Origin of the sequence: Flavobacterium sp. xlx-214 (assembly GCF_013874595.1) — a bacterium.
In the GTDB taxonomy this organism is placed as follows: Bacteria; Bacteroidota; Bacteroidia; order Flavobacteriales; family Flavobacteriaceae; genus Flavobacterium.
Map to the genome: position 1 here is coordinate 1,690,291 of NZ_CP059431.1, position 19,229 is coordinate 1,709,519.

Below are 19,229 nucleotides of genomic sequence, written 5' to 3' on the forward strand. Positions count from 1 at the left end.
AGCCTTTATTTTATGAATAAAAAAATAGCAAGATTTGTCTTAACCAAACAAAGTGTTTAATTTTTCACTGTTAAAAAGTATTTGACCCAATTTTAAATCAGAAAACCCTTTTTTTAGTTCATATGTGAATTGCGGATGATTATCCTTTATTAAACATTCTAAATAATAAGGCTGAATAGTTTGCTGTTTTTCTACTACCTGTTTTAATTGATGAATGTGTGAAGAAATAATAAATAAACTAGTATTAAATTTTACCAATCCATTCAAGGTGGTTTGTGAAATTGCAAAAGCATCTTCAAAGTTGGTTCCTTTAAAAAGTTCGTCAAAAATAGCAAAGCAAGTTTCATTATTACTACATCTTACAACAACTTCTTTTAAATTTAAAATTTCCTGCATAAAGTAGCTGTAACCACTATTTAAATCATCGTTATTATTTAAAAAAATATAAATGTGATTGTAAAAAGGTATTTGCGCTTTGGTTGCAGGAATGGGTAATCCTAAATGATGTAAATACACACATAAGCCAATGCTTTTTAATAAGGTTGATTTACCTGCCATATTTGCACCTGTTAACAAAAGAACACCATTGCTATTTACAAGTGTGTTTTTAACAGGTTTTGTTAGTTTTGGATGATAAAAATTGTCTATAAATACTTGCGATTCACTTGTTTCTGCAAAACAAAAGTTATAAAGTATGCTTTGATTGGTAATTGCTATAAATGCTTCAAACTCAAAAAAGAAATCAATAAAAATTTGCTGTTGCTTATTTTTATAGTGAGTTTCCATGATTTTAACAACTTCTAAGGTTTCTTTTAAATGAAACTTTTTATCAATGATTCTCTTTTTTTGTTCTTCTAAGTTGAATGAATTTAGATACGATACAAATTGTTGATATTTACTTTTATACAAATCTGGAAATTGAGAAGAGTCAAAACTTCTTAAATACGTTTGATAGTAAAAATCAAAGAAGTGAATAAACTGAATTGCTTTTCCTTTTAAATCTTGCGCTAGTTGTTTGTTACTGTTTAGTTTTTTTAAAGGGTTTTCAAAAGATAATATGTTGGTAAACTTGTTTTGTTCTAAGTTAAGAAAAACTTCACGTTGATGTATTAAAGGATAGTGGTATTGCTTAAATAACACATAATTTATTCTAAAACATTTTAAAATTTGTTGTCTTTCTTGAATAGCTTCATTACTGCTTAATTTAGTTTTAAAAATAGATTGCAAACTGTTTTTGGCACTTACATTTAAAGTAACATCAAAAATATCCAAAGCATCTTTTATTAAACCGATATCTATTTTTAACATTACTCTATTCCTTTATAAATAAACAAATCCTCATTCCATTCATAAATCAAATTTTTGGTGGTAACATTTTGGTTATCATCAACCAAAGCAATTTTAAGAATATTGTTGTTAAATGTAATTAATTCTACAGGACGTTCAGGACGATCTACAACACTGAAAAAATCATAATCGACCGCTATTTTGTCTAGCGTTTTGGTTTTGGTTTTAAAAACAGGTGTTTTTATTAGGTTTTCAGTTCCAATTTTATAAGCATCAACATACTGAACTGAATATCTACCCGAAAGAATACTGTTTGAAATTACTAAATAAATGGTCTCTTTTTTATTGTTTTGAACCGAATAGATCTTTGAAAAATACGATTGCGAATCATTAGAAGCCAAGCTAACATTTAAAGTAATATTTCCGTTAGCATTAAACTGATACATTTGATTAAAAAAACGCATACTTCCACCAGAATTAGTATCCCAACTGTAAACACGTAGCTTTTTGTCAGCCGATGTTGCCATTTTTAATGCGTTTTCTTTTTGAAGTAAATCAAAAGGATAATTTATAGTGTTGTTATTGTTTTTAATCAAATACGTTAACGAATCAGTAAATTGTTGACTACTAATAGCAAGTAAACTATCGTTTCTAACATTACCCATTGAAATTGTAATGTTGTCGTGAATTTTAAGTAATTTTTTTTCTTCCTCTAATAAATTAGAAGTATCGGTTGCTTCAACTCTTTCTTTGTTTTCGATTGATGTATAAGTTGAAGTGTTGTTTTTAATAGCTTCCTGTTTTTTAGTACAAGCAAAAGCCACTAAAGATATAAATATGTAATATAATTTTTTCATTAGCGATAGCCCATTCGTTTAAGTTCTTTTTTAACATCATCAGCCGTTTTAAATTTACTTTTCCAATGCTCTTCGGCTTTAAAACCTTCAAAATTATCCTGAAAGCGTTCTAAGTTTTTCCTGTAAATAGGTTTTAGTTCTGTTGGAATTTTATCAGATGAAAAATCATCGTAAAAATAAACACCATATTCGATGCCTTCGTATAAATATTGTAAACGATGTACGTTTGAGGTTAATATAATTAATTCTTTAGCAGGATCATTATCCGCATTCGCAAAAAATACACTTAAAATTTCTGTATCTACATTATCATCTTCATAAACATCAATTTGTACTTTTTTATATTGATTTCCTTCAGGAATCAACAAATACCCCGTTACTTTGTTATGTTCGTAAGTGGTTTCTTTATATTGATGATATACAGGTATTTGATAAAAAGCAATAACCACATTTTTAATTCCCCATAAGTTTGTAACAATAGGCGGATGTGCTGTAGTATGATTTTTAGGTTGATACTTTTCCGCCACTTTTTCAGGATTTATTTGACTAAAAACTGCTGGGTGATACAATACCAAGAATAAAAACAAAAAAACGACTTTCATTTAGAAAAATTTTGCAAACAAAAATTTAGATTTCAACTATTAAATTATTTTAAATATAGCTAGTTTAAGAACAAAAAATGTATTAAAATCTTAAAAAAGATATAAAGTTTAAAAAATCAGTAAAAAATAGTATGCATGCATAGTAAAAAGTTTCGAAAAAATTTTTATCTTCGTTTTTTTAATTAAGAATTTATCAAAAAGTTATATAGATGAAAATATTAGTTTGCATCAGCCATGTGCCTGATACTACTGCAAAGATTAATTTCACCAATGGTGATACAGAGTTTGATACAAACGGAGTACAATTTGTGATCAATCCTAACGATGAATTTGGTTTAACACGTGCTATTTGGTTTAAAGAAAAGCAAGGTGCGCACGTTACAGTTGTAAATGTTGGTGGTGCTGATACCGAAGCTACTATTCGTAAAGCTTTAGCAATTGGTGCTGATGAGGCAATTCGTGTAAACGCTAACCCAACAGATGGTTTTTTTGTTGCAAAACAATTGGCTGAGGTTGTAAAAGCAGGTAATTATGATGTAGTTATTTGTGGAAAAGAATCATTAGATTATAACGGAGGAATGGTTCCTGGAATGTTAGCATCTTTATTAAACTATAATTTTGTGAACTCTTGTGTTGGTGCTGAAATTGACGGTACAAAAGCAACTTTGGTTCGTGAAATTGATGGTGGTAAAGAAACATTAACTACCGATTTACCTTTAGTAATTGGTGGGCAAAAAGGAATTGTTGAAGAGAAAGATTTACGTATTCCTAATATGCGTGGTATTATGACAGCGCGTACAAAAGCGTTAAATGTTATGGAGCCAGTTGCTGCAGATGCAAAATCTAAAGCAGTTAAGTTTGAAAAACCAGCACCTAAATCAGCTGTAAAATTAATCAGCCCAGATAATTTAGATGAGTTAATCAACTTATTACATAACGAAGCTAAAGTAATCTAAATTTTAATCGATTGTCATTTCGAGCTTGTCAAGAAATCTTTAAAAGATTCTTCCTTCGTCAGAATGACAAAAGAATAAGCCTCAATTATAATTAAAAAATAAACGAAAATGTCAGTTTTAATATATACAGAGTTTTCTGAAGGAAAATTTAAAAAAGTAGCATTAGAATTAGCTTCTTATGCAAAAAAAGTAGCAGAATCATTAGGAACAACTGTTACAGCAGTAGCAATTAACGCAGGTGATGTATCTGAATTAGGAAAATACGGCGTAGATAAAGTATTAAAAGTTACCGATGCTAAGTTGGATAAATTTAACGCAAAAGCGTATGCAGATGTTGTAAAGCAAGCTGCTCAAAAAGAAGGCGCTAAAGTGGTGATTTTATCATCAACAACCGATTCTTTATACTTAGCACCAATTGTTGCTGTAGGTTTAGATGCAGGATATGCTTCTAACGTTGTAGCTTTACCAGTTTCAACAAGCCCTTTCCAAGTAAAACGTAATGCTTTTTCAAGTAAAGGTTTTAATATTACTGAGTTAACATCAGACGTTAAAGTACTTGCTTTAGCTAAAAATTCATTTGGTTTGGCTGAAGCTTCAGGAGCAGCAGCTACAGAAGATTTCGCTGTATCATTAAACGATGCTGATTTTAATATCCATATTCAAAACCAAGAAAAAGCTTCAGGAAAAGTAACAATTGCTGATGCTGAAATCGTGGTTTCTGGAGGTCGTGGTTTAAAAGGACCAGAAAATTGGGGAATGATTGAAGAGTTAGCAAGTGTTTTAGGAGCAGCAACAGCTTGTTCTAAACCAGTTTCTGATTTAGATTGGAGACCTCACGAAGAACACGTGGGTCAAACAGGTAAACCAGTAGCGTCTAACTTATACATTGCAGTAGGTATTTCAGGAGCAATCCAACATATTGCAGGTATCAACGCTTCTAAAGTTAAAGTGGTAATTAATACAGATCCAGAAGCACCTTTCTTTAAAGTAGCAGATTACGGTATTGTAGGAGATGCTTTTCAAGTGGTTCCAGAATTAATCAATAAATTAAAAGAATTTAAAGCAAACAACAACTAATTCTTTGTTTTAAAATATATTTTCAAAAACAGTCGTGATTATTTCACGACTGTTTTTTTGTATATTCGAAAGAAAATATATTATGATAAAGAGAAGTGTTTATTTATATATTACATTTTTGTTATGCCAAGTGATAATAATTTCATGTTGTCCATCTACTAAAGTTTTTAATTTTAAGTTAAATACTTTAACAATAAAAAATGCAGATTTAACTAATGAGGTCTTAGAAAATGGTATTGTAAATAAAAATAATTATAGAATAAAGTGTATAATGGATGTTAATGCTATACAAATAGCATCTTTTAATGCAAATACAATAGTTTCTTCTGCTTATGCGTTTACTTGTGATAGTGATGCATATAAAGGGTTAGAATCCCCTATTGTGAAGTTTGAAATAAAATGTAGTCAAAGTTTATTTGGTATTCCAGCAAATGTACCACTTGATCTTAATAATTTTCAAGTTTATAAGATTGGTTTTAATACCGATTCAAAAAATATTAGATATTCTGTTGACGATTGGCTAAAAATATTGAATGAGGGTAAGTTTAACATTGCTTTTGAATGGTACTTTGAATGTAAAAAGCCTATTACTACTGAAGATAATTTACAATTTTATATGACTCTTGAATTAGAAAATGGTCAGATTTTCCAAGCAAATACGAAACCCATTAAGTTACAGTAAAGTGATTTAATTTTGATAGAAAATAGAAGCAATCTTTCCAAGTAAATAACAACTAGAGCGAGTCATTCTGAACTTGATTCAGAATCTTCATCTAATGATATAAACAGTCGTGATTATTTCACGGCTGTTTTTTTGTTCATTACTATTGATTTTGTTATATTTAAAATAAAAAAGGTTATGAATTTAGAAACGTATAAACAAAAGTTTACAGAAGATGATGCTGTAGGCTGGTTGGCTATTGATGAGAAAGTAAATGAAATATATGGCAGTCAAGAGCCGCAACACTTTGGTACCATAATAAAGTATATGTTGGGTGGTAAAGATCCGCTTGATGGTATAAGTGTTTATGAAAGTCAAAAACAAGAAGATCATTACCATTTTGTTTCGTACGGACTGTCAGAGTTGTATTATGATGAAGAAAGCGCTGGAAAAGAATTCAGTAAATATGGATTTGAATTTACTTTTAGACTAAAAAAGAAAGAAGGCGATGATTTTAATTGGGCAATGAACTTAATGCAAAATTTAGCGCGATATGTTTTTGAAACCGGAAATTGGTTTGAAGAGTTTCATTTTATTCCAACAAACAGTCCTATTCGTTTAGATTACGATACGCAATTAACGGCAATAGCCTTTGTTTTAGATCCTGAATTAGGTAAAATTCAAACGCCTCACGGTGAAGTTCAGTTTTTACAAATGGTTGGTTTAACTACAGATGAGTATGAACTACTAAAACAAAATCCTAAAACGTACGAAACCGAAAAACTTTTAAATAAATTAAAAGATAAAAATCCACTTTTAATTACAGATTTAGATAGAACGGAGTAAATTTAATTATCAAAGAAGTAAAATCACAATCAAAATAAATTAACCTAAATCAAGGCTATTAAATTTAAAAGATACTATCTTTGTTTAATAGCCTTTTTTGGCTATTTTTATATTTATGAGTTTAGTACAATTAACAATAAAAGGCATATCGTATAGCCATACCCAAAACGGAGCTTATGCTTTGATTTTAAACGAAGTAGATGGCGAACGTAAGTTGCCCATTGTCATAGGTGCTTTTGAAGCACAAGCTATTGCTATTGCTATTGAGGAAGATTTAAAACCGCCACGCCCTTTAACGCATGATTTGTTTAAAACATTTTGCGACAGGTTTGATATTGTGGTTAAAAAAGTCATCATTCATAAATTGGTTGATGGTGTTTTCTTTTCAAGCATTATTTGTGAGCGCGATGGTATTGAGGAAATTATTGATGCACGTACTTCTGATGCTATTTCATTGGCATTGCGTTTTGATGCGCCTATTTTTACCTACAAAAACATTTTGGATAAAGCAGGTATTTATCTTCGCGAGCAAGAGTTGGGGGATATGGATGATGAAAGCAACGATTATGATGACGATGCAGAATTTGATGACGATGAAAAAGAAGAACCAATTGGTAATGTCATTGATGAGTTTTTAAAAATGCCTCTTCAAGAAAAAGCAAATGAATTTGCAGAATATTCGGTACAAGAATTAAATGATATGTTAGAGTTAGCCGTTCTTAATGAAGATTACGAAAAGGCAGCTCGATTAAGAGATGAATTATCTAAACGAAATCTGTAATAATGAAACAATATTTAGATTTAGTACAACACGTTTTAGATAACGGCGTACAAAAAGGCGATAGAACCGGAACGGGAACAAAAAGTGTTTTTGGTTATCAAATGCGTTTTGATTTAGCTGAAGGTTTCCCAATGGTTACAACCAAAAAATTACATTTAAAATCAATTATTCATGAATTGCTTTGGTTTTTAAAAGGCGAAACAAATATTGCTTATTTAAAAGAAAATGGAGTACGTATTTGGGATGAATGGGCTAATGAAAATGGCGATTTAGGACCTGTTTATGGTTATCAATGGCGCAATTGGAACGGAGAAGAAATAGATCAAATTAAAGAATTGGTTGATACTTTAAAGAATAATCCAAACAGCCGCAGAATGTTAATCTCAGCTTGGAACCCTTCGGTTTTGCCTGATACCTCAGTTTCTTTTGAAGAAAACGTAGCTAATGGTAAAGTTGCGTTGCCACCTTGCCATGCCTTTTTTCAATTTTATGTAGCCGATGGTAAATTATCGTGCCAATTGTATCAACGTTCGGCAGATATTTTCTTAGGTGTGCCTTTTAATATTGCCTCTTATGCTTTATTAACTATGATGATTGCTCAGGTTTGTGATTTAGGTTATGGTGATTTTATTCATACATTTGGCGATGCCCATATTTATAACAATCATTTTGAACAGTTGGAATTACAATTGTCTCGTGAGCCTAAACCGTTGCCAAAAATGATGTTGAATCCTGAAGTAAAAAATATTTTCGATTTTACTTTTGACGATTTTACATTGGTTGATTATGATCCGCATCCCGCAATTAAAGGTCAAGTTTCGGTATAATGAAAGTAAGTTTAGTTGCAGCCATAGCAAAAAACAATGCGATAGGTAAAAATAATGAGTTGCTTTGGCATTTACCTGCCGATTTTAAGCATTTCAAAGAAACCACAAGCGGTCATTATATTTTAATGGGGCGTAAAACATTTGAATCGTTTCCCAAACCATTACCTAACAGAACGCATTTAATTATTTCGCGACAAGAAAATTATAACGTTCCCGAAAATTGTTTTGTTTTTTCTACTATTGAAAAAGCTTTGCAATTTGCAAAAAGTCAAAATCAAGAGGTGGTTTATGTAATTGGTGGCGGTGAAATTTATAATCAAACCATTTCACAAGCAACCGAATTAATCATTACACATGTTGAAGCATCATTTTATGATGCAGATGCTTTTTTTCCTGAAATAACTTCAGAATGGAAAGCCGTTTCGGAAGAATTTCATCCTTCAAACGAAAAAAACACCATCGATTTTACGATAAAAATCTATCAAAAATGATTAAAAAATTAAGCGTAGCTTTTGTGATATTAACTGCATTCTCGGTAAATGCACAAATAGCTTCGTTTAAAAAAGAACTTCAGCGCCCAGCTTCGTTAACATATTATGCCATTAATCACTTGGGCGATACATCTTCTATTGTTGATAACGAAATTGCAAAAGAAACTGTATTAAAAACCTATACCTTTAAAGATCCTTTTTTAGGAACTATTTCAGAATACGATGAAAGAAATCCGTTGCAACAATTGGTTTTCTACAGAAATACGCAACAGTTAGTACTTTTAGATAACCAGTTAAGCATAAAAGATAAAATAATTTTATCTGAAAAATTTCCTGAGCTCGATGCCGCTTACGCATCACTTACAGCGCAATCTACCTTATGGGTTTTTGATGATGCTAGTAAACGTTGGTGTATTTTAAACACCTTGCAAGATCGACCAAATTTTATGAGCAACCCCTTAATTAACTACGATTTTTTAACATCGTACGGTAATTATGCCTATTGGCAAAGCGGTAACACAGTTTACGGAATTGATGTTTATGGTAAATTAATACAAGAACAAATTTTACCAACACAAGCCAAATTGTTAGCAATTAATGGCAATAAAATGTTGTATCAATTAAACAATACTGTATTTTTGTTTAATACCGAAACGCAAGATACCGAAGTTTTAAATGAGGTTACTGCAACTGTAAAAAAGGCCTTTTTTAATGGTAAAAGTTTAAGCGTTTTAACAAGTAATAAATTGTTTTTGTATAATATAAATTAAAATTCATGCAGGTAGCCATTGCAGGAAATATAGGGGCCGGAAAAACTACTTTAACCCAATTGTTGGCAAAACATTATAAATGGGAACCTCATTATGAAGATGTTGTTGATAATCCGTATTTAGACGATTTTTATCATTCAATGGATCGTTGGTCGTTTAATCTACAAATTTACTTTTTAAACAGTCGTTTTCGTCAAGTTTTAAAGATGAAACAAAGCGGAAAAAACACCATTCAAGACAGAACCATTTACGAAGATGCTCATATTTTTGCGCCTAATTTACACGGAATGGGATTGATGAGCAACCGCGATTATGAAAATTATAGTCAGTTGTTTGAATTGATGGAAGGTTTAGTTGGCGCCCCCGATTTGTTGATTTATTTACGCAGTTCTATTCCAAACTTGGTAGGGCAAATTCACAAACGTGGTCGTGAGTATGAAAATTCCATATCAATTGATTATCTGAATAAATTAAACGAACGGTACGAAGAATGGATTAAAGGCTATACCAAAGGAAAATTGTTAATTATTGATGTAGATCCTATTAATTTTGTTGATAATCCTGAAGATTTAGGAATGATTATTAACAGGATTGATGCTGAAATAAACGGACTGTTCTAAATATGATTTTTTGTAATGTAACGCGTGGTTTTTGCAAACAAGCCGTAGTAGCTTGTTTTTTTTTAGTAAGTGCTTTTAGTGTAAAAGCTCAAGAAAACTGGAGCTTTACTGCACAATATTACCAAGGATCTATTTTGCCGCACAGCAAAAATATTTCGCATTTAATTACCAATAAGCCAACGGGCTTTTTATTATCTTTTAATCACAGAACAACTGGCGACAAAGAGTGGCATCATATGTATCGTTTTCCCGAGGTTGGTTTTTCTATTCATACACAAAACAATCATAATGAAACTTTAGGAAATTTGTACGGCTTTTACGGACATTATAATTTTTACTTTTTAAACAGAAAATTACAATTACGCATAGCACAAGGTGTGGCTTATGCCGATAATCCCTACAACAAAGAAACCAATTTTAGAAATGTGGCTTATGGTTCTAAATTGATGCCTTCAACGTATTTTATGATATGTTACGATCAACCCAGAATTTGGCAAAATATTGGTGTAAATGCAGGTTTTTCATTTGTACATCACTCCAATGCAACCATAAAATCGCCCAATACAAGTACCAACACTTTAGCTTTTAATGTAGGTTTAAGTTATCATTTTTCTGATGAAGATGTTGTGAATAAACCATCGTCATTTGCGCAACACCCCATGCAAATGCGTTATAACTTGTTGTTTAGAACAGGAGTAAATGAGAGTCATATTATTGGTATGGGGCAAAAGCCTTTCTATCATATAACTGCTATTGCTGAAAAACCTTTGAATGATTATGGCGCTGCACAAATAGGGGCAGATCTTTTTTTATCGAATTCTTTAAAAGAGCTAATTCCGTTTTTAGCTACATCATTTCCTGAAGAGAATATGCATGCTGATACCGATTGGAAAAGGGTTGGAGTTTTTGTTGGTTACGAGTGGTATTTAAATAAATTAACAGCTGAAGCCAACGTAGGTTATTACATACATGATGAATATAAAAAAAACGGATCGTTGTATCAAAGATTAGGAATGCGTTATTATGTTACGCCTAATGTTTTTGGGGTAATGTCGTTAAAAACTCATTTTGCAAAAGCCGAAGCGTTTGAGGTTGGTGTTGGATATAAATTGTGATTATGAAAAAGAGTATCGTTTTTTTAATGTTCCTTATTTTTGGATGTTCTAGTGAAGATGGTTGTTTTTCAAAAAAAGGAGATGCTGTAACTAAGATAGAAACTTTAGCAGGGTTTCATACCATTGATATTCCTATGAATGTTTCGGTAGAAATTATTCCAAATAACGAGTCTAAATTAGAAATTCATTCTTTTGAAAATAGAATTTCAGCTCTTTCTTTTTCTGTAAAAGATTCGGTGTTGATTATAACAAATGAGGTAAGTTGTGAAATGCTTAAAAGTTATGAAACAGCAGTTTTAAAAATTCATACACCTACTTTAAAAAGAATTAACTCGCACACGCAATTTAATGTTTACTCAAACGATACCTTAAGATATCCAAGCTTGTATCTTTTAACAAGCGTACCTAATGAAAGTGGTGCTTCAACGCATTTTAATTTAAAATTAAACAGTCAAAAAATAACGGTTGAAGACAATCAGGTTGGTTATTTTGAGTTGAAAGGAAAAGTAAATGAGTTAGATGTAAAACTGTACGGAGGTAATGGAACTGTTGATGCTAAACAGTTAAGAGCAAAATATGTAAATATCTATCATAGAAGTAATCAAAACATACATCTTTTTCCAATAAATAAGTTAGAAGGAATTATAGCTTCTGTAGGAAATGTTTATTTATACAATAAACCCGATACTGTTAGTATCGAACGTTTGTATACAGGGAATGTGTTTTATAAATAGCTCATTTTGTCATTCTGACGAAGGAAGAATCTCTTAATATTTTGAGAGATTCTTCGTTACATTTCATTTCACTCAGAATGACATTTTAATTTAAATTTTATGATGTTTTTTCTCTAAAAATAGTTTCTAAGTTTTTGTTTTTTAGTTGCATTGATAAAATTTTGACATCCATTTCTTTAGCAAAATCAAAAAGAGTAGGGCGCATATCTTTATCACTGTTAAAAACTAATTCCCATTGCATATCGTGAATGTTTTTAAACGATTTTATTTGAGGTAAACGTTTAATAAACTCTTCTTCAATTTTATGATCAAATTCAATTTCAATTACTTGATCGTTTTCATTACTAAAAATTTGTTCTAATTTATTATCCGTTACAATTTGTCCTTGTTTAATAATAATTACACGGTCGCAAATAGCTTCTACTTCTTGCATAATGTGTGTAGAAAGAAAAACGGTTTTATTTTTTCCAATGTTTTTAATCAATTCTCTAATTTCAGCTAACTGATTAGGATCTAAACCTGTTGTTGGTTCATCTAAAATCAACACTTCAGGATCGTGTAATAAAGCAGTCGCCAAACCAACACGCTGACGGTATCCTTTAGAAAGTTGACCAATTTTTTTATGCGCTTCTGGCGTTAAACCTGTAAGTTGTATTACTTCTTCGATACGTTTTTTGTCAACCTTATAAACATCGGCATTAAAAGCCAAATATTCGCGCACATATAAATCTAAATACAACGGATTGTGCTCTGGCAAGTAACCAATTGATTTTTGTACCTCTTTTAATTGCGTTTTTACATTAAATCCATTTACGGTAGCAGTACCTTGATCTGCTTCAATATAAGTAGTTAAAATTTTCATTAAGGTTGATTTTCCAGCTCCGTTTGGACCTAAAAAACCTACAATTTCACCTTTATTTATTGAAAAAGAAACCGAATTTAACGCTTTTTGCGTTCCGTAGTTTTTAGAGATATTTTGTACTTCTATCGACATAGAATTTTATGTTTTACACAAAAGTAAGTATTTTTTATATTACTTGGCTATATCTGTAAAACTATACCATATTTTGTTTAAATATCTGTAAATTTGTGCTATGACAAAAGTGAACGAAAAAGCTTTGTGGTTTAAAGAATTAACAAACAATAAACCGTTGGTTATTGCAGGACCTTGTAGTGCCGAAACACCGCAGCAGGTTTTAGATATTGCGCATAGTATAAAAGAAACGGCAACAATTTATCGTGCCGGAATTTGGAAACCAAGAACGCGCCCTGGTGGTTTTGAAGGGGTAGGTGCCATTGGTTTAAATTGGTTGCAACAAGTTAAAAACGAAACAGGTATGCTTTTGGCTACCGAGGTTGCTACTGCTGAACACGTTGATTTGGCTTTAAAGCATGATATTGATGTACTTTGGATTGGTGCACGTACAACAGTGAATCCGTTTGCAGTGCAAGAAATTGCCGATGCTTTAAAAGGAACTGATAAAATTGTTTTTATAAAAAACCCCGTAAATCCCGATTTAAGTTTATGGATTGGTGGTTTTGAACGTTTACAGAATGCAGGAATTGAAAAATTAGGCTTTATACATCGTGGTTTTTCAAGTTATGAGAAAATAGAATATAGAAACAAACCTGAATGGCAAATTCCAATCGATTTACAAATTCGTTTTCCTGAAATTCCACTGATTAATGATCCGTCACATATCACAGGAAATAGAGAGTTGATTCAACAAGTAGCTCAAAAGGCTTTGGATTTGAATTTTGATGGATTGATGATTGAAACGCATACTACTCCAGATACAGCATGGAGTGATGCTGCACAACAAGTTACGCCTCAAAAATTAAAAGATATTATAGACCATTTGGTTATTCGTGATGTATTCAATCATGAAGATTCGTACCTTCATGAAATGCAGTTGTATCGAACAAGAATTGATGAAATTGATACCCGAATTCTAAAATTATTAAACGATAGAATGCAAATTGCTGATGAAATTGGCTTGCTTAAAAAAGCAAAAAACGTATCGGTTTTGCAACCCGAAAGATGGCAAGAAGTATTGCTTAAAATGAAACGCGAAGGCAAAGAAAATAAATTAGGCGAAGCTTTTATAACATCATTATTTAAGGCTATTCACGATGAAAGTATTACACGTCAAGATCACATAATCAACAGAAAAGACAACTAAATGATTGGAATTGTTTATAAATCTACAGGAAGTTGGTACACAGTAAAAAATACTGAAGGTACTTTTTATGAATGTAGAATAAAAGGTAAGTTTAGAATAAAAGGTATAAAAAGTACCAATCCAATTGCTGTTGGCGATGTAGTTGATTTTGAGTTGGATCATAGTGCCGATATTGTTACGGGCGTTATAACCAATATTCACAACCGTAAAAATTATTTAATTCGTAAATCGGTTAACTTATCAAAACAAGTACACATTATTGCGGCTAATATCGATTTGCTTTTTATTTTGGTTACCATTGACAATCCTGTTACAACTACCAGTTTTATTGATCGTTTGTTGGTTACTGCAGAAGCATACAGTATTTTACCTATTTTGGTTTTTAATAAAGTAGATACGTTTTCAGAAGAAACATTGAATGATCAGTTATACCTGCAATACGTTTATGAAACCATAGGTTATCAATGTTTGCGCGTTTCGGCGGCCGAAGGTAAAGGTTTAGACAAGTTAAAAGAATTAATGCACAATAAAGTATCGATGTTTGCAGGGCATTCTGGCGTAGGAAAATCAACTTTAGTGAATGCGTTAGAGCCAAGTTTAAACTTAAAAACCAAAGAAATATCAGAACAACATCAACAAGGACAGCACACTACTACCTTTGCCGAAATGTACGATTTAAGTTTTGATGCAAAAATTATAGATACTCCCGGAATTCGTGGTTTTGGTATTGTAGATATGGAACCGCAAGAAGTGGGCGATTATTTCCCTGAATTTTTTAAATTAAAAGAGCAATGTAAATTTAATAATTGTTTGCATCGAGAAGAGCCTCATTGTGCCGTTAAAGATGCCTTAGATGCCGATGAAATTACGTGGTCGCGTTACAAAAGTTATATACAAATTTTAGACGGTGATGAAGAAAATTACCGTACTGATGTATATAATAACGGAAAAAATCAAGAAGAATAATGAAAGTAGTTTTACAGCGTGTTTTAGAAGCATCGGTAACCGTAAATAACGAAAAAGTAGCTGATATTCAGCAAGGTTTATTGATTTTATTAGGTATTGAAGATGCCGATACCGAAGAAGATATTAAATGGTTAACGTCTAAAATAGGTAACCTACGTATTTTTAATGATGCCGATGGTGTTATGAATATTTCGGTAAAAGATATGCAAGGAGATGTTATTGTAGTAAGTCAGTTTACATTACATGCATCCACTAAAAAAGGAAATCGACCTTCTTATATAAAAGCCTCAAAACCCAATATTGCCATTCCTTTGTACGAAAATTTCATCACACAATTTGAAATTGATTTAGGTAAGAAAATTCAAACAGGTGTTTTTGGTGCTGATATGAAGGTTGCCTTAGTAAACGATGGACCCGTTACCATTGTAATAGACAGTAAGAATAAAGAGTAAAATTCTTATATTTATTACAACCAAAAAAAAGAAACTTATGATAAAAAAAATACTTTGTGTTGTTGTTTTTGCAACATCAATAAATAATTACAGTCAAAAAAAAATAGATTATTCTGTAGCTAGTTTACCTCAGACCTTTATAGAGAATGCTGATAGAGTTGTGGTTAATCGGAAAGAAAATCATCAAATTTTATCGCAAACAGTAATCAAACAAAATTTTTCCGAAATTAATTTTGTTAAGAATGAAGACGGTTTAAGTGAAGTAGATCGATCAATTGTTTATGATAAACTATCAAAAGTAAAGAATTTAGAGTTTAAGATTTATAATGCACAAGGTGAACTTGTTAAGACTTATAAAGAAAAAGATTTTACAGATACAAGTTTAGCTGATGGTTTTTCTATTCTAACAGATAATAGAATGAAAAATTTAAATCTAAATTATTTTAATTATCCTTTTTTTACAAAGTTTGATTATGAAACAGAAGAAGCTAACACCATTGCACTGCCTTCATTTATACCTTTAAAATCTCCTGAAGAGAAGTTGTTATCTGCTTCTTATCAACTTCATTATCCAGCAGGATTTACCATTAATAAAAACGAAACAAATTTAAAGGAGTATAATATTGCTAAAACGGAAACAGCAAATACTATTTCTTATGAAGTTTCAAATGTTTCAGCTCCAGAGTACGAAGATTTAAATATTGATTACATAAATGTATTACCAATTGTACGTTTTTCTAACAATACTTTTGCTTTAGGAAATGTGAAAGGAGTAGCAAATAATTGGAATGAATTTGGAGTTTGGTATCATGAAAATTTTCTAAAAGGATTAAATCAGTTATCAGAAGCTACCGTTGTTAAAATGAAAGGGCTTACAAAAGAAGCTAAAACAGATATTGATAAAGCTCGAATCATTTTTGATTATGTACAAAATAATACACGCTACATTTCAATTCAAGTTGGTATTGGCGGATGGAAACCTTTTCCTGCAAAAGAAGTAGACCGTTTAGGTTATGGCGATTGTAAAGCCTTAACAAATTATACAAAAAGTTTGTTAGAAGCTGTTGGTGTAACGTCTTATTATACCATTATTCACGCATCAGATAAAATTGTAAATATTGAAGAAAAGAATATTTCGTTACAAGGAAATCATATTATTTTAACAGTACCCACAAAAGAGGGAAATATCTTTTTAGAATGTACCAGTCAAAAAATACCTTTTGGTCATTTAAGTACTTCAACCGATAACAGAAAAGCATTGGCAATAAAACCTGATGGAGCTTTTTTTGTTAACACAAATTCTAATAATGAAAATGAAAACGTGTTAGAAGCTAGTTTTAAGGTAAATTTAAACAATATGCAACGTGTAAAAACCAATGTTTCATTTACCAATAAAGGGTCTTTTTATAACAATATTTACTATTTAAATACGAATGATAAAGATGAGGTTGCTAAATATTTAAAAGACTTTTTTACAACATTAAAAAACTTATCTATTGTTGATTATCAAGCAAAAAATAATAAAGAGAATTATGTTTTCTCAGAAGAAATTCAGCTTGATTCAGATTTTGTTGGCGCAAAAACAGGTAATGATTATTTAATTAGTGTAAATCCGTTTTTTAGTATTGCTCGCGTTCCTCAAAAGTATTCAAATAGAAAAACGGGGTTCACAATAAACAGAGGGAAATCATATAATATTACAACTGAATTTACAATTCCCGAAGGATATACCATATCTTTTAAACCCGAAATTAAAAAATTAGATACCAAGTTTGGTTCTTATGTGGTAGAAATGTTTCAAGAGGGTAAAAACTTAAAAGTTAATCAAAAGTTTGTTGTAAAATCGGGCAAATATTTAAAAGAAGATTATAATGCCTACTATCAATTCTTAATGGATGTTTCATTAAATAATAGTTCAAAATTTATCGTATCAAAAACCAATTAAATGCTTAAAAAAATACTTATACCTATATTTACACTTGCAGTTACACTTGTACATGCGCAAGAGTATAAAATTGAAAAGATAACAAAAAATGATTTTCAAGAAAAAATTTATGCAAATGACTCTACTGCCGTAGCAGTAATTGATTATAAAATTGGATCAACTTATTTTGTTGTTGCAGGAAATACTTATAATGTAGTTACTGAAACTAAAACCAGACTTACAATTTTAAAAAAAGAAGGTTATGATTTTGCCACTGTAAAAATACCTTTATATAGAAAGCTATCAGATAGAGAAACATTAAATGTTTCAAATGCATTTACGTATAATTTAGTAAATGGAGAGGTTGAAAAAACAAAGTTAAAAGGCGATGGTGAGTTTTTTGAAAAAGTTGAAGGAAACCATTATTTAGCAAGTTTTACTATGCCAAATGTGAAAGAAGGTAGTATTATTGAATACACAACTAAAATTTCATCTCCTTTTTTTACTTATATACCTGAATGGTATTTTCAGTACGGTATTCCTGTAAAATTTAGTGAGTTTTCATTAAAAATTCCGGAAGGATTATTTTTCTACAAATACATAAAAGGAAGCGAGAAAATAAATCAGCTTACCATTGGCGATAAATATGTTTTTAAAGCAAAAGATATTCCTGCTTTAAAGGCAGAAGGATATGTATCTAATTTAAATAATTATCGATCATCCATTACACACTCGTTTAGCGGTTATCGCCAAAAAGATGGATCTGCCAAAATGTACGCAGGTTCTTGGGAAGATGTAATAAAGCAAATTAATGATAGAGAAACTTTTGGTCCTCATTTAAAGAAAGCCGATTTTGAAAAAGAGTTTGTTAATACTTTAATAGGCGATAAAAAAAGTCAGGATGATAAAACAAAAGTAATTGTTGATTACGTAAAAAATAATTTCAATTGGAACGAAGAAATAGGTATTAGTGCAGAAAAAAGCTTAAAAGAAATTTTTAAAGCAAAATCGGGTAATGCTGCCGAAATTAATTTGTTAACAATTGCTATGTTACGTAGTGCAAATGTTCAGGCATATCCTGTCCTTTTAGCAACTCGTTCAAAAGGTATTTCATATATGCCGCATCCAGAAGCTTTTAATAATGTTATCATTGGTGTTGAAGATGGTTCTAAAACGTATTTGTACGATGCAACTGATAAATTATCAAATAAAGATATTTTACCAATGCATAATCTAAATTGGATTGGGCGAATGGTTCGAAACGATGGATCTTCTAAAGATGTTTTATTAGAACCTAAAATAGAATCTAAATACAATGTAAATGCTTATCTTGATTTAAATCCCGAATCTGGAATAATAACAGGAACATTAAGAAGAAATTATAATAATTACGAAGCGTATTTCTTTAGAAATAAATTCAAAAATCTAAACAACGATAAAATTTCAGAAAAATTAGCTGAAATGTATAAAATTCAAGTTGACTCTTTGAATATTAATAATTTAACTGATGTAGATGCTAATATTGAAGAATATATAAAATTTACAAGAGAGAATGCTTTTGATAAAATTGGCGATAAAATTTACATTACTCCAGGTTTTATTTTTAGTATGCGCGAAAATCCATTTAAATTAGATAAACGTACCTATCCAATCGATTTTTTATATCCTAATAAAAATAGTTACACCTTAACATTTAATATTCCTGCGGGATATGCTGTAGATTTTGTTCCAAAAGCAAGAAAGGTTCAAACGGGTTCTAATTCAGTTAATGCTCGTTGGGTTATTAATCAAGACGATAAAAGAATACAAGTAAAATGGAATTTAGATTATAATACAGCTTATGCTGATGCTAATGAATACCAAGATATAAAAGCAGTTTTTGAAGAACTAGTTAAGTTTATGGATGAGAAAATTGTTTTAAAGAAAATTTAATTCATTTTAAAATGCTTAAAAAAATAATATTATACACCCTAATTTACATTATTGTTACTTTTTTAATGAGCTACAATGAAGTGCAATGTGCATTTAGTGGCGAAGAATTGTGTTGGTATAATTTAATTGGTAAGTATTTTATTTTTTT

General features: G+C 30.7%; 20 protein-coding genes. 16 read left to right on the plus strand and 4 right to left on the minus strand.

Going from position 1 to position 19,229, the window contains the following annotated elements; all coding sequences use genetic code 11:
• Nucleotides 1–39 precede the first annotated feature (39 nt).
• The 3 genes from H1R17_RS07885 to H1R17_RS07895 are packed head-to-tail and all read right to left on the minus strand — an operon-like array spanning nucleotide 40 to nucleotide 2,746.
• Entirely contained in the window at nucleotides 40–1,308 is a 1,269-nt protein-coding gene (locus H1R17_RS07885; protein WP_163430078.1) for a hypothetical protein, read from the minus strand.
• A complete protein-coding gene (locus H1R17_RS07890) occupies nucleotides 1,308–2,144 on the minus strand; it encodes a hypothetical protein (protein ID WP_163430077.1) in 837 nt (278 codons plus the stop codon). Before H1R17_RS07890 ends, H1R17_RS07885 begins: the two co-directional genes overlap by 1 nt.
• Nucleotides 2,144–2,746: a hypothetical protein gene (locus tag H1R17_RS07895; protein ID WP_163430076.1), complete on the minus strand. Its 603-nt coding sequence runs from the start codon at nucleotides 2,744–2,746 to the stop codon at nucleotides 2,144–2,146. The genes H1R17_RS07890 and H1R17_RS07895 overlap by 1 nt, the downstream gene beginning before the upstream one ends.
• A 209-nt stretch (nucleotides 2,747–2,955) precedes the next feature.
• Here H1R17_RS07895 and H1R17_RS07900 point away from each other — a divergent pair, with 209 nt between their 5' ends.
• The 11 genes from H1R17_RS07900 to H1R17_RS07950 all read left to right on the plus strand — a co-directional run bounded on the left by H1R17_RS07900 (nucleotide 2,956) and on the right by H1R17_RS07950 (nucleotide 11,624).
• The gene (locus H1R17_RS07900; RefSeq protein ID WP_163430075.1) at nucleotides 2,956–3,702 is read left to right on the plus strand and encodes an electron transfer flavoprotein subunit beta/FixA family protein; all 747 of its coding nucleotides are present in this window, start codon (nucleotides 2,956–2,958) and stop codon (nucleotides 3,700–3,702) included.
• 108 nt (nucleotides 3,703–3,810) lie between these two features.
• Entirely contained in the window at nucleotides 3,811–4,779 is a 969-nt protein-coding gene (locus H1R17_RS07905; RefSeq protein ID WP_163430074.1) for an electron transfer flavoprotein subunit alpha/FixB family protein, read from the plus strand.
• An 82-nt stretch (nucleotides 4,780–4,861) separates the two neighbouring features.
• Nucleotides 4,862–5,461: a hypothetical protein gene (locus H1R17_RS07910; RefSeq protein WP_163430073.1), complete on the plus strand. Its 600-nt coding sequence runs from the start codon at nucleotides 4,862–4,864 to the stop codon at nucleotides 5,459–5,461.
• Nucleotides 5,462–5,638: 177 nt separating this feature from the next.
• On the plus strand, nucleotides 5,639–6,286 hold the full coding sequence (locus tag H1R17_RS07915) for a suppressor of fused domain protein (protein ID WP_163430072.1): 648 nt from the start codon (nucleotides 5,639–5,641) through the stop codon (nucleotides 6,284–6,286).
• 115 nt (nucleotides 6,287–6,401) lie between these two features.
• Nucleotides 6,402–7,067 carry a bifunctional nuclease family protein gene (locus H1R17_RS07920; protein ID WP_163430071.1) on the plus strand — a complete coding sequence of 222 codons (666 nt, stop codon included), beginning with the start codon at nucleotides 6,402–6,404 and terminating at the stop codon, nucleotides 7,065–7,067.
• A gap of 2 nt (nucleotides 7,068–7,069) precedes the next feature.
• Entirely contained in the window at nucleotides 7,070–7,894 is an 825-nt protein-coding gene (locus tag H1R17_RS07925) for a thymidylate synthase (protein WP_163430070.1), read from the plus strand.
• The gene (locus H1R17_RS07930; RefSeq protein WP_163430069.1) at nucleotides 7,894–8,385 is read left to right on the plus strand and encodes a dihydrofolate reductase; all 492 of its coding nucleotides are present in this window, start codon (nucleotides 7,894–7,896) and stop codon (nucleotides 8,383–8,385) included. The genes H1R17_RS07925 and H1R17_RS07930 overlap by 1 nt, the downstream gene beginning before the upstream one ends.
• Nucleotides 8,382–9,155 carry a hypothetical protein gene (locus H1R17_RS07935; RefSeq protein WP_163430068.1) on the plus strand — a complete coding sequence of 258 codons (774 nt, stop codon included), beginning with the start codon at nucleotides 8,382–8,384 and terminating at the stop codon, nucleotides 9,153–9,155. Before H1R17_RS07930 ends, H1R17_RS07935 begins: the two co-directional genes overlap by 4 nt.
• A gap of 5 nt (nucleotides 9,156–9,160) precedes the next feature.
• Nucleotides 9,161–9,775, plus strand: coding sequence for a deoxynucleoside kinase (locus H1R17_RS07940; protein WP_163430067.1), 615 nt, complete (start codon nucleotides 9,161–9,163; stop codon nucleotides 9,773–9,775).
• Between the two features lie 2 nt (nucleotides 9,776–9,777).
• Nucleotides 9,778–10,890 (plus strand): acyloxyacyl hydrolase, encoded by a 1,113-nt coding sequence (locus H1R17_RS07945; protein WP_163430066.1) that lies wholly within the window; start codon nucleotides 9,778–9,780, stop codon nucleotides 10,888–10,890.
• A 2-nt stretch (nucleotides 10,891–10,892) separates the two neighbouring features.
• The gene (locus H1R17_RS07950; protein WP_163430065.1) at nucleotides 10,893–11,624 is read left to right on the plus strand and encodes a GIN domain-containing protein; all 732 of its coding nucleotides are present in this window, start codon (nucleotides 10,893–10,895) and stop codon (nucleotides 11,622–11,624) included.
• A gap of 97 nt (nucleotides 11,625–11,721) precedes the next feature.
• On the opposite strand, the gene gldA is transcribed toward H1R17_RS07950, so the two are convergent.
• Entirely contained in the window at nucleotides 11,722–12,618 is an 897-nt protein-coding gene (gene gldA, locus H1R17_RS07955; protein ID WP_163430064.1) for a gliding motility-associated ABC transporter ATP-binding subunit GldA, read from the minus strand.
• Nucleotides 12,619–12,718: 100 nt separating this feature from the next.
• Between gldA and H1R17_RS07960 the strand changes: the two genes are divergently transcribed.
• Genes H1R17_RS07960 through H1R17_RS07980 form a run of 5 tightly spaced genes read left to right on the plus strand, consistent with a single transcriptional unit; the run spans nucleotide 12,719 to nucleotide 19,081 of the window.
• Nucleotides 12,719–13,807 carry a chorismate mutase gene (locus tag H1R17_RS07960; RefSeq protein ID WP_163430063.1) on the plus strand — a complete coding sequence of 363 codons (1,089 nt, stop codon included), beginning with the start codon at nucleotides 12,719–12,721 and terminating at the stop codon, nucleotides 13,805–13,807.
• A complete protein-coding gene (gene rsgA, locus H1R17_RS07965) occupies nucleotides 13,808–14,773 on the plus strand; it encodes a ribosome small subunit-dependent GTPase A (RefSeq protein ID WP_163430062.1) in 966 nt (321 codons plus the stop codon).
• Nucleotides 14,773–15,225, plus strand: coding sequence for a D-aminoacyl-tRNA deacylase (gene dtd / locus H1R17_RS07970; RefSeq protein ID WP_163430061.1), 453 nt, complete (start codon nucleotides 14,773–14,775; stop codon nucleotides 15,223–15,225). Before rsgA ends, dtd begins: the two co-directional genes overlap by 1 nt.
• A gap of 37 nt (nucleotides 15,226–15,262) precedes the next feature.
• Nucleotides 15,263–17,170 carry a DUF3858 domain-containing protein gene (locus tag H1R17_RS07975; RefSeq protein ID WP_163430060.1) on the plus strand — a complete coding sequence of 636 codons (1,908 nt, stop codon included), beginning with the start codon at nucleotides 15,263–15,265 and terminating at the stop codon, nucleotides 17,168–17,170.
• Nucleotides 17,171–19,081 carry a DUF3857 domain-containing protein gene (locus H1R17_RS07980; RefSeq protein ID WP_163430059.1) on the plus strand — a complete coding sequence of 637 codons (1,911 nt, stop codon included), beginning with the start codon at nucleotides 17,171–17,173 and terminating at the stop codon, nucleotides 19,079–19,081. It abuts the gene before it with no gap.
• Nucleotides 19,082–19,229: the final 148 nt, after the last annotated feature.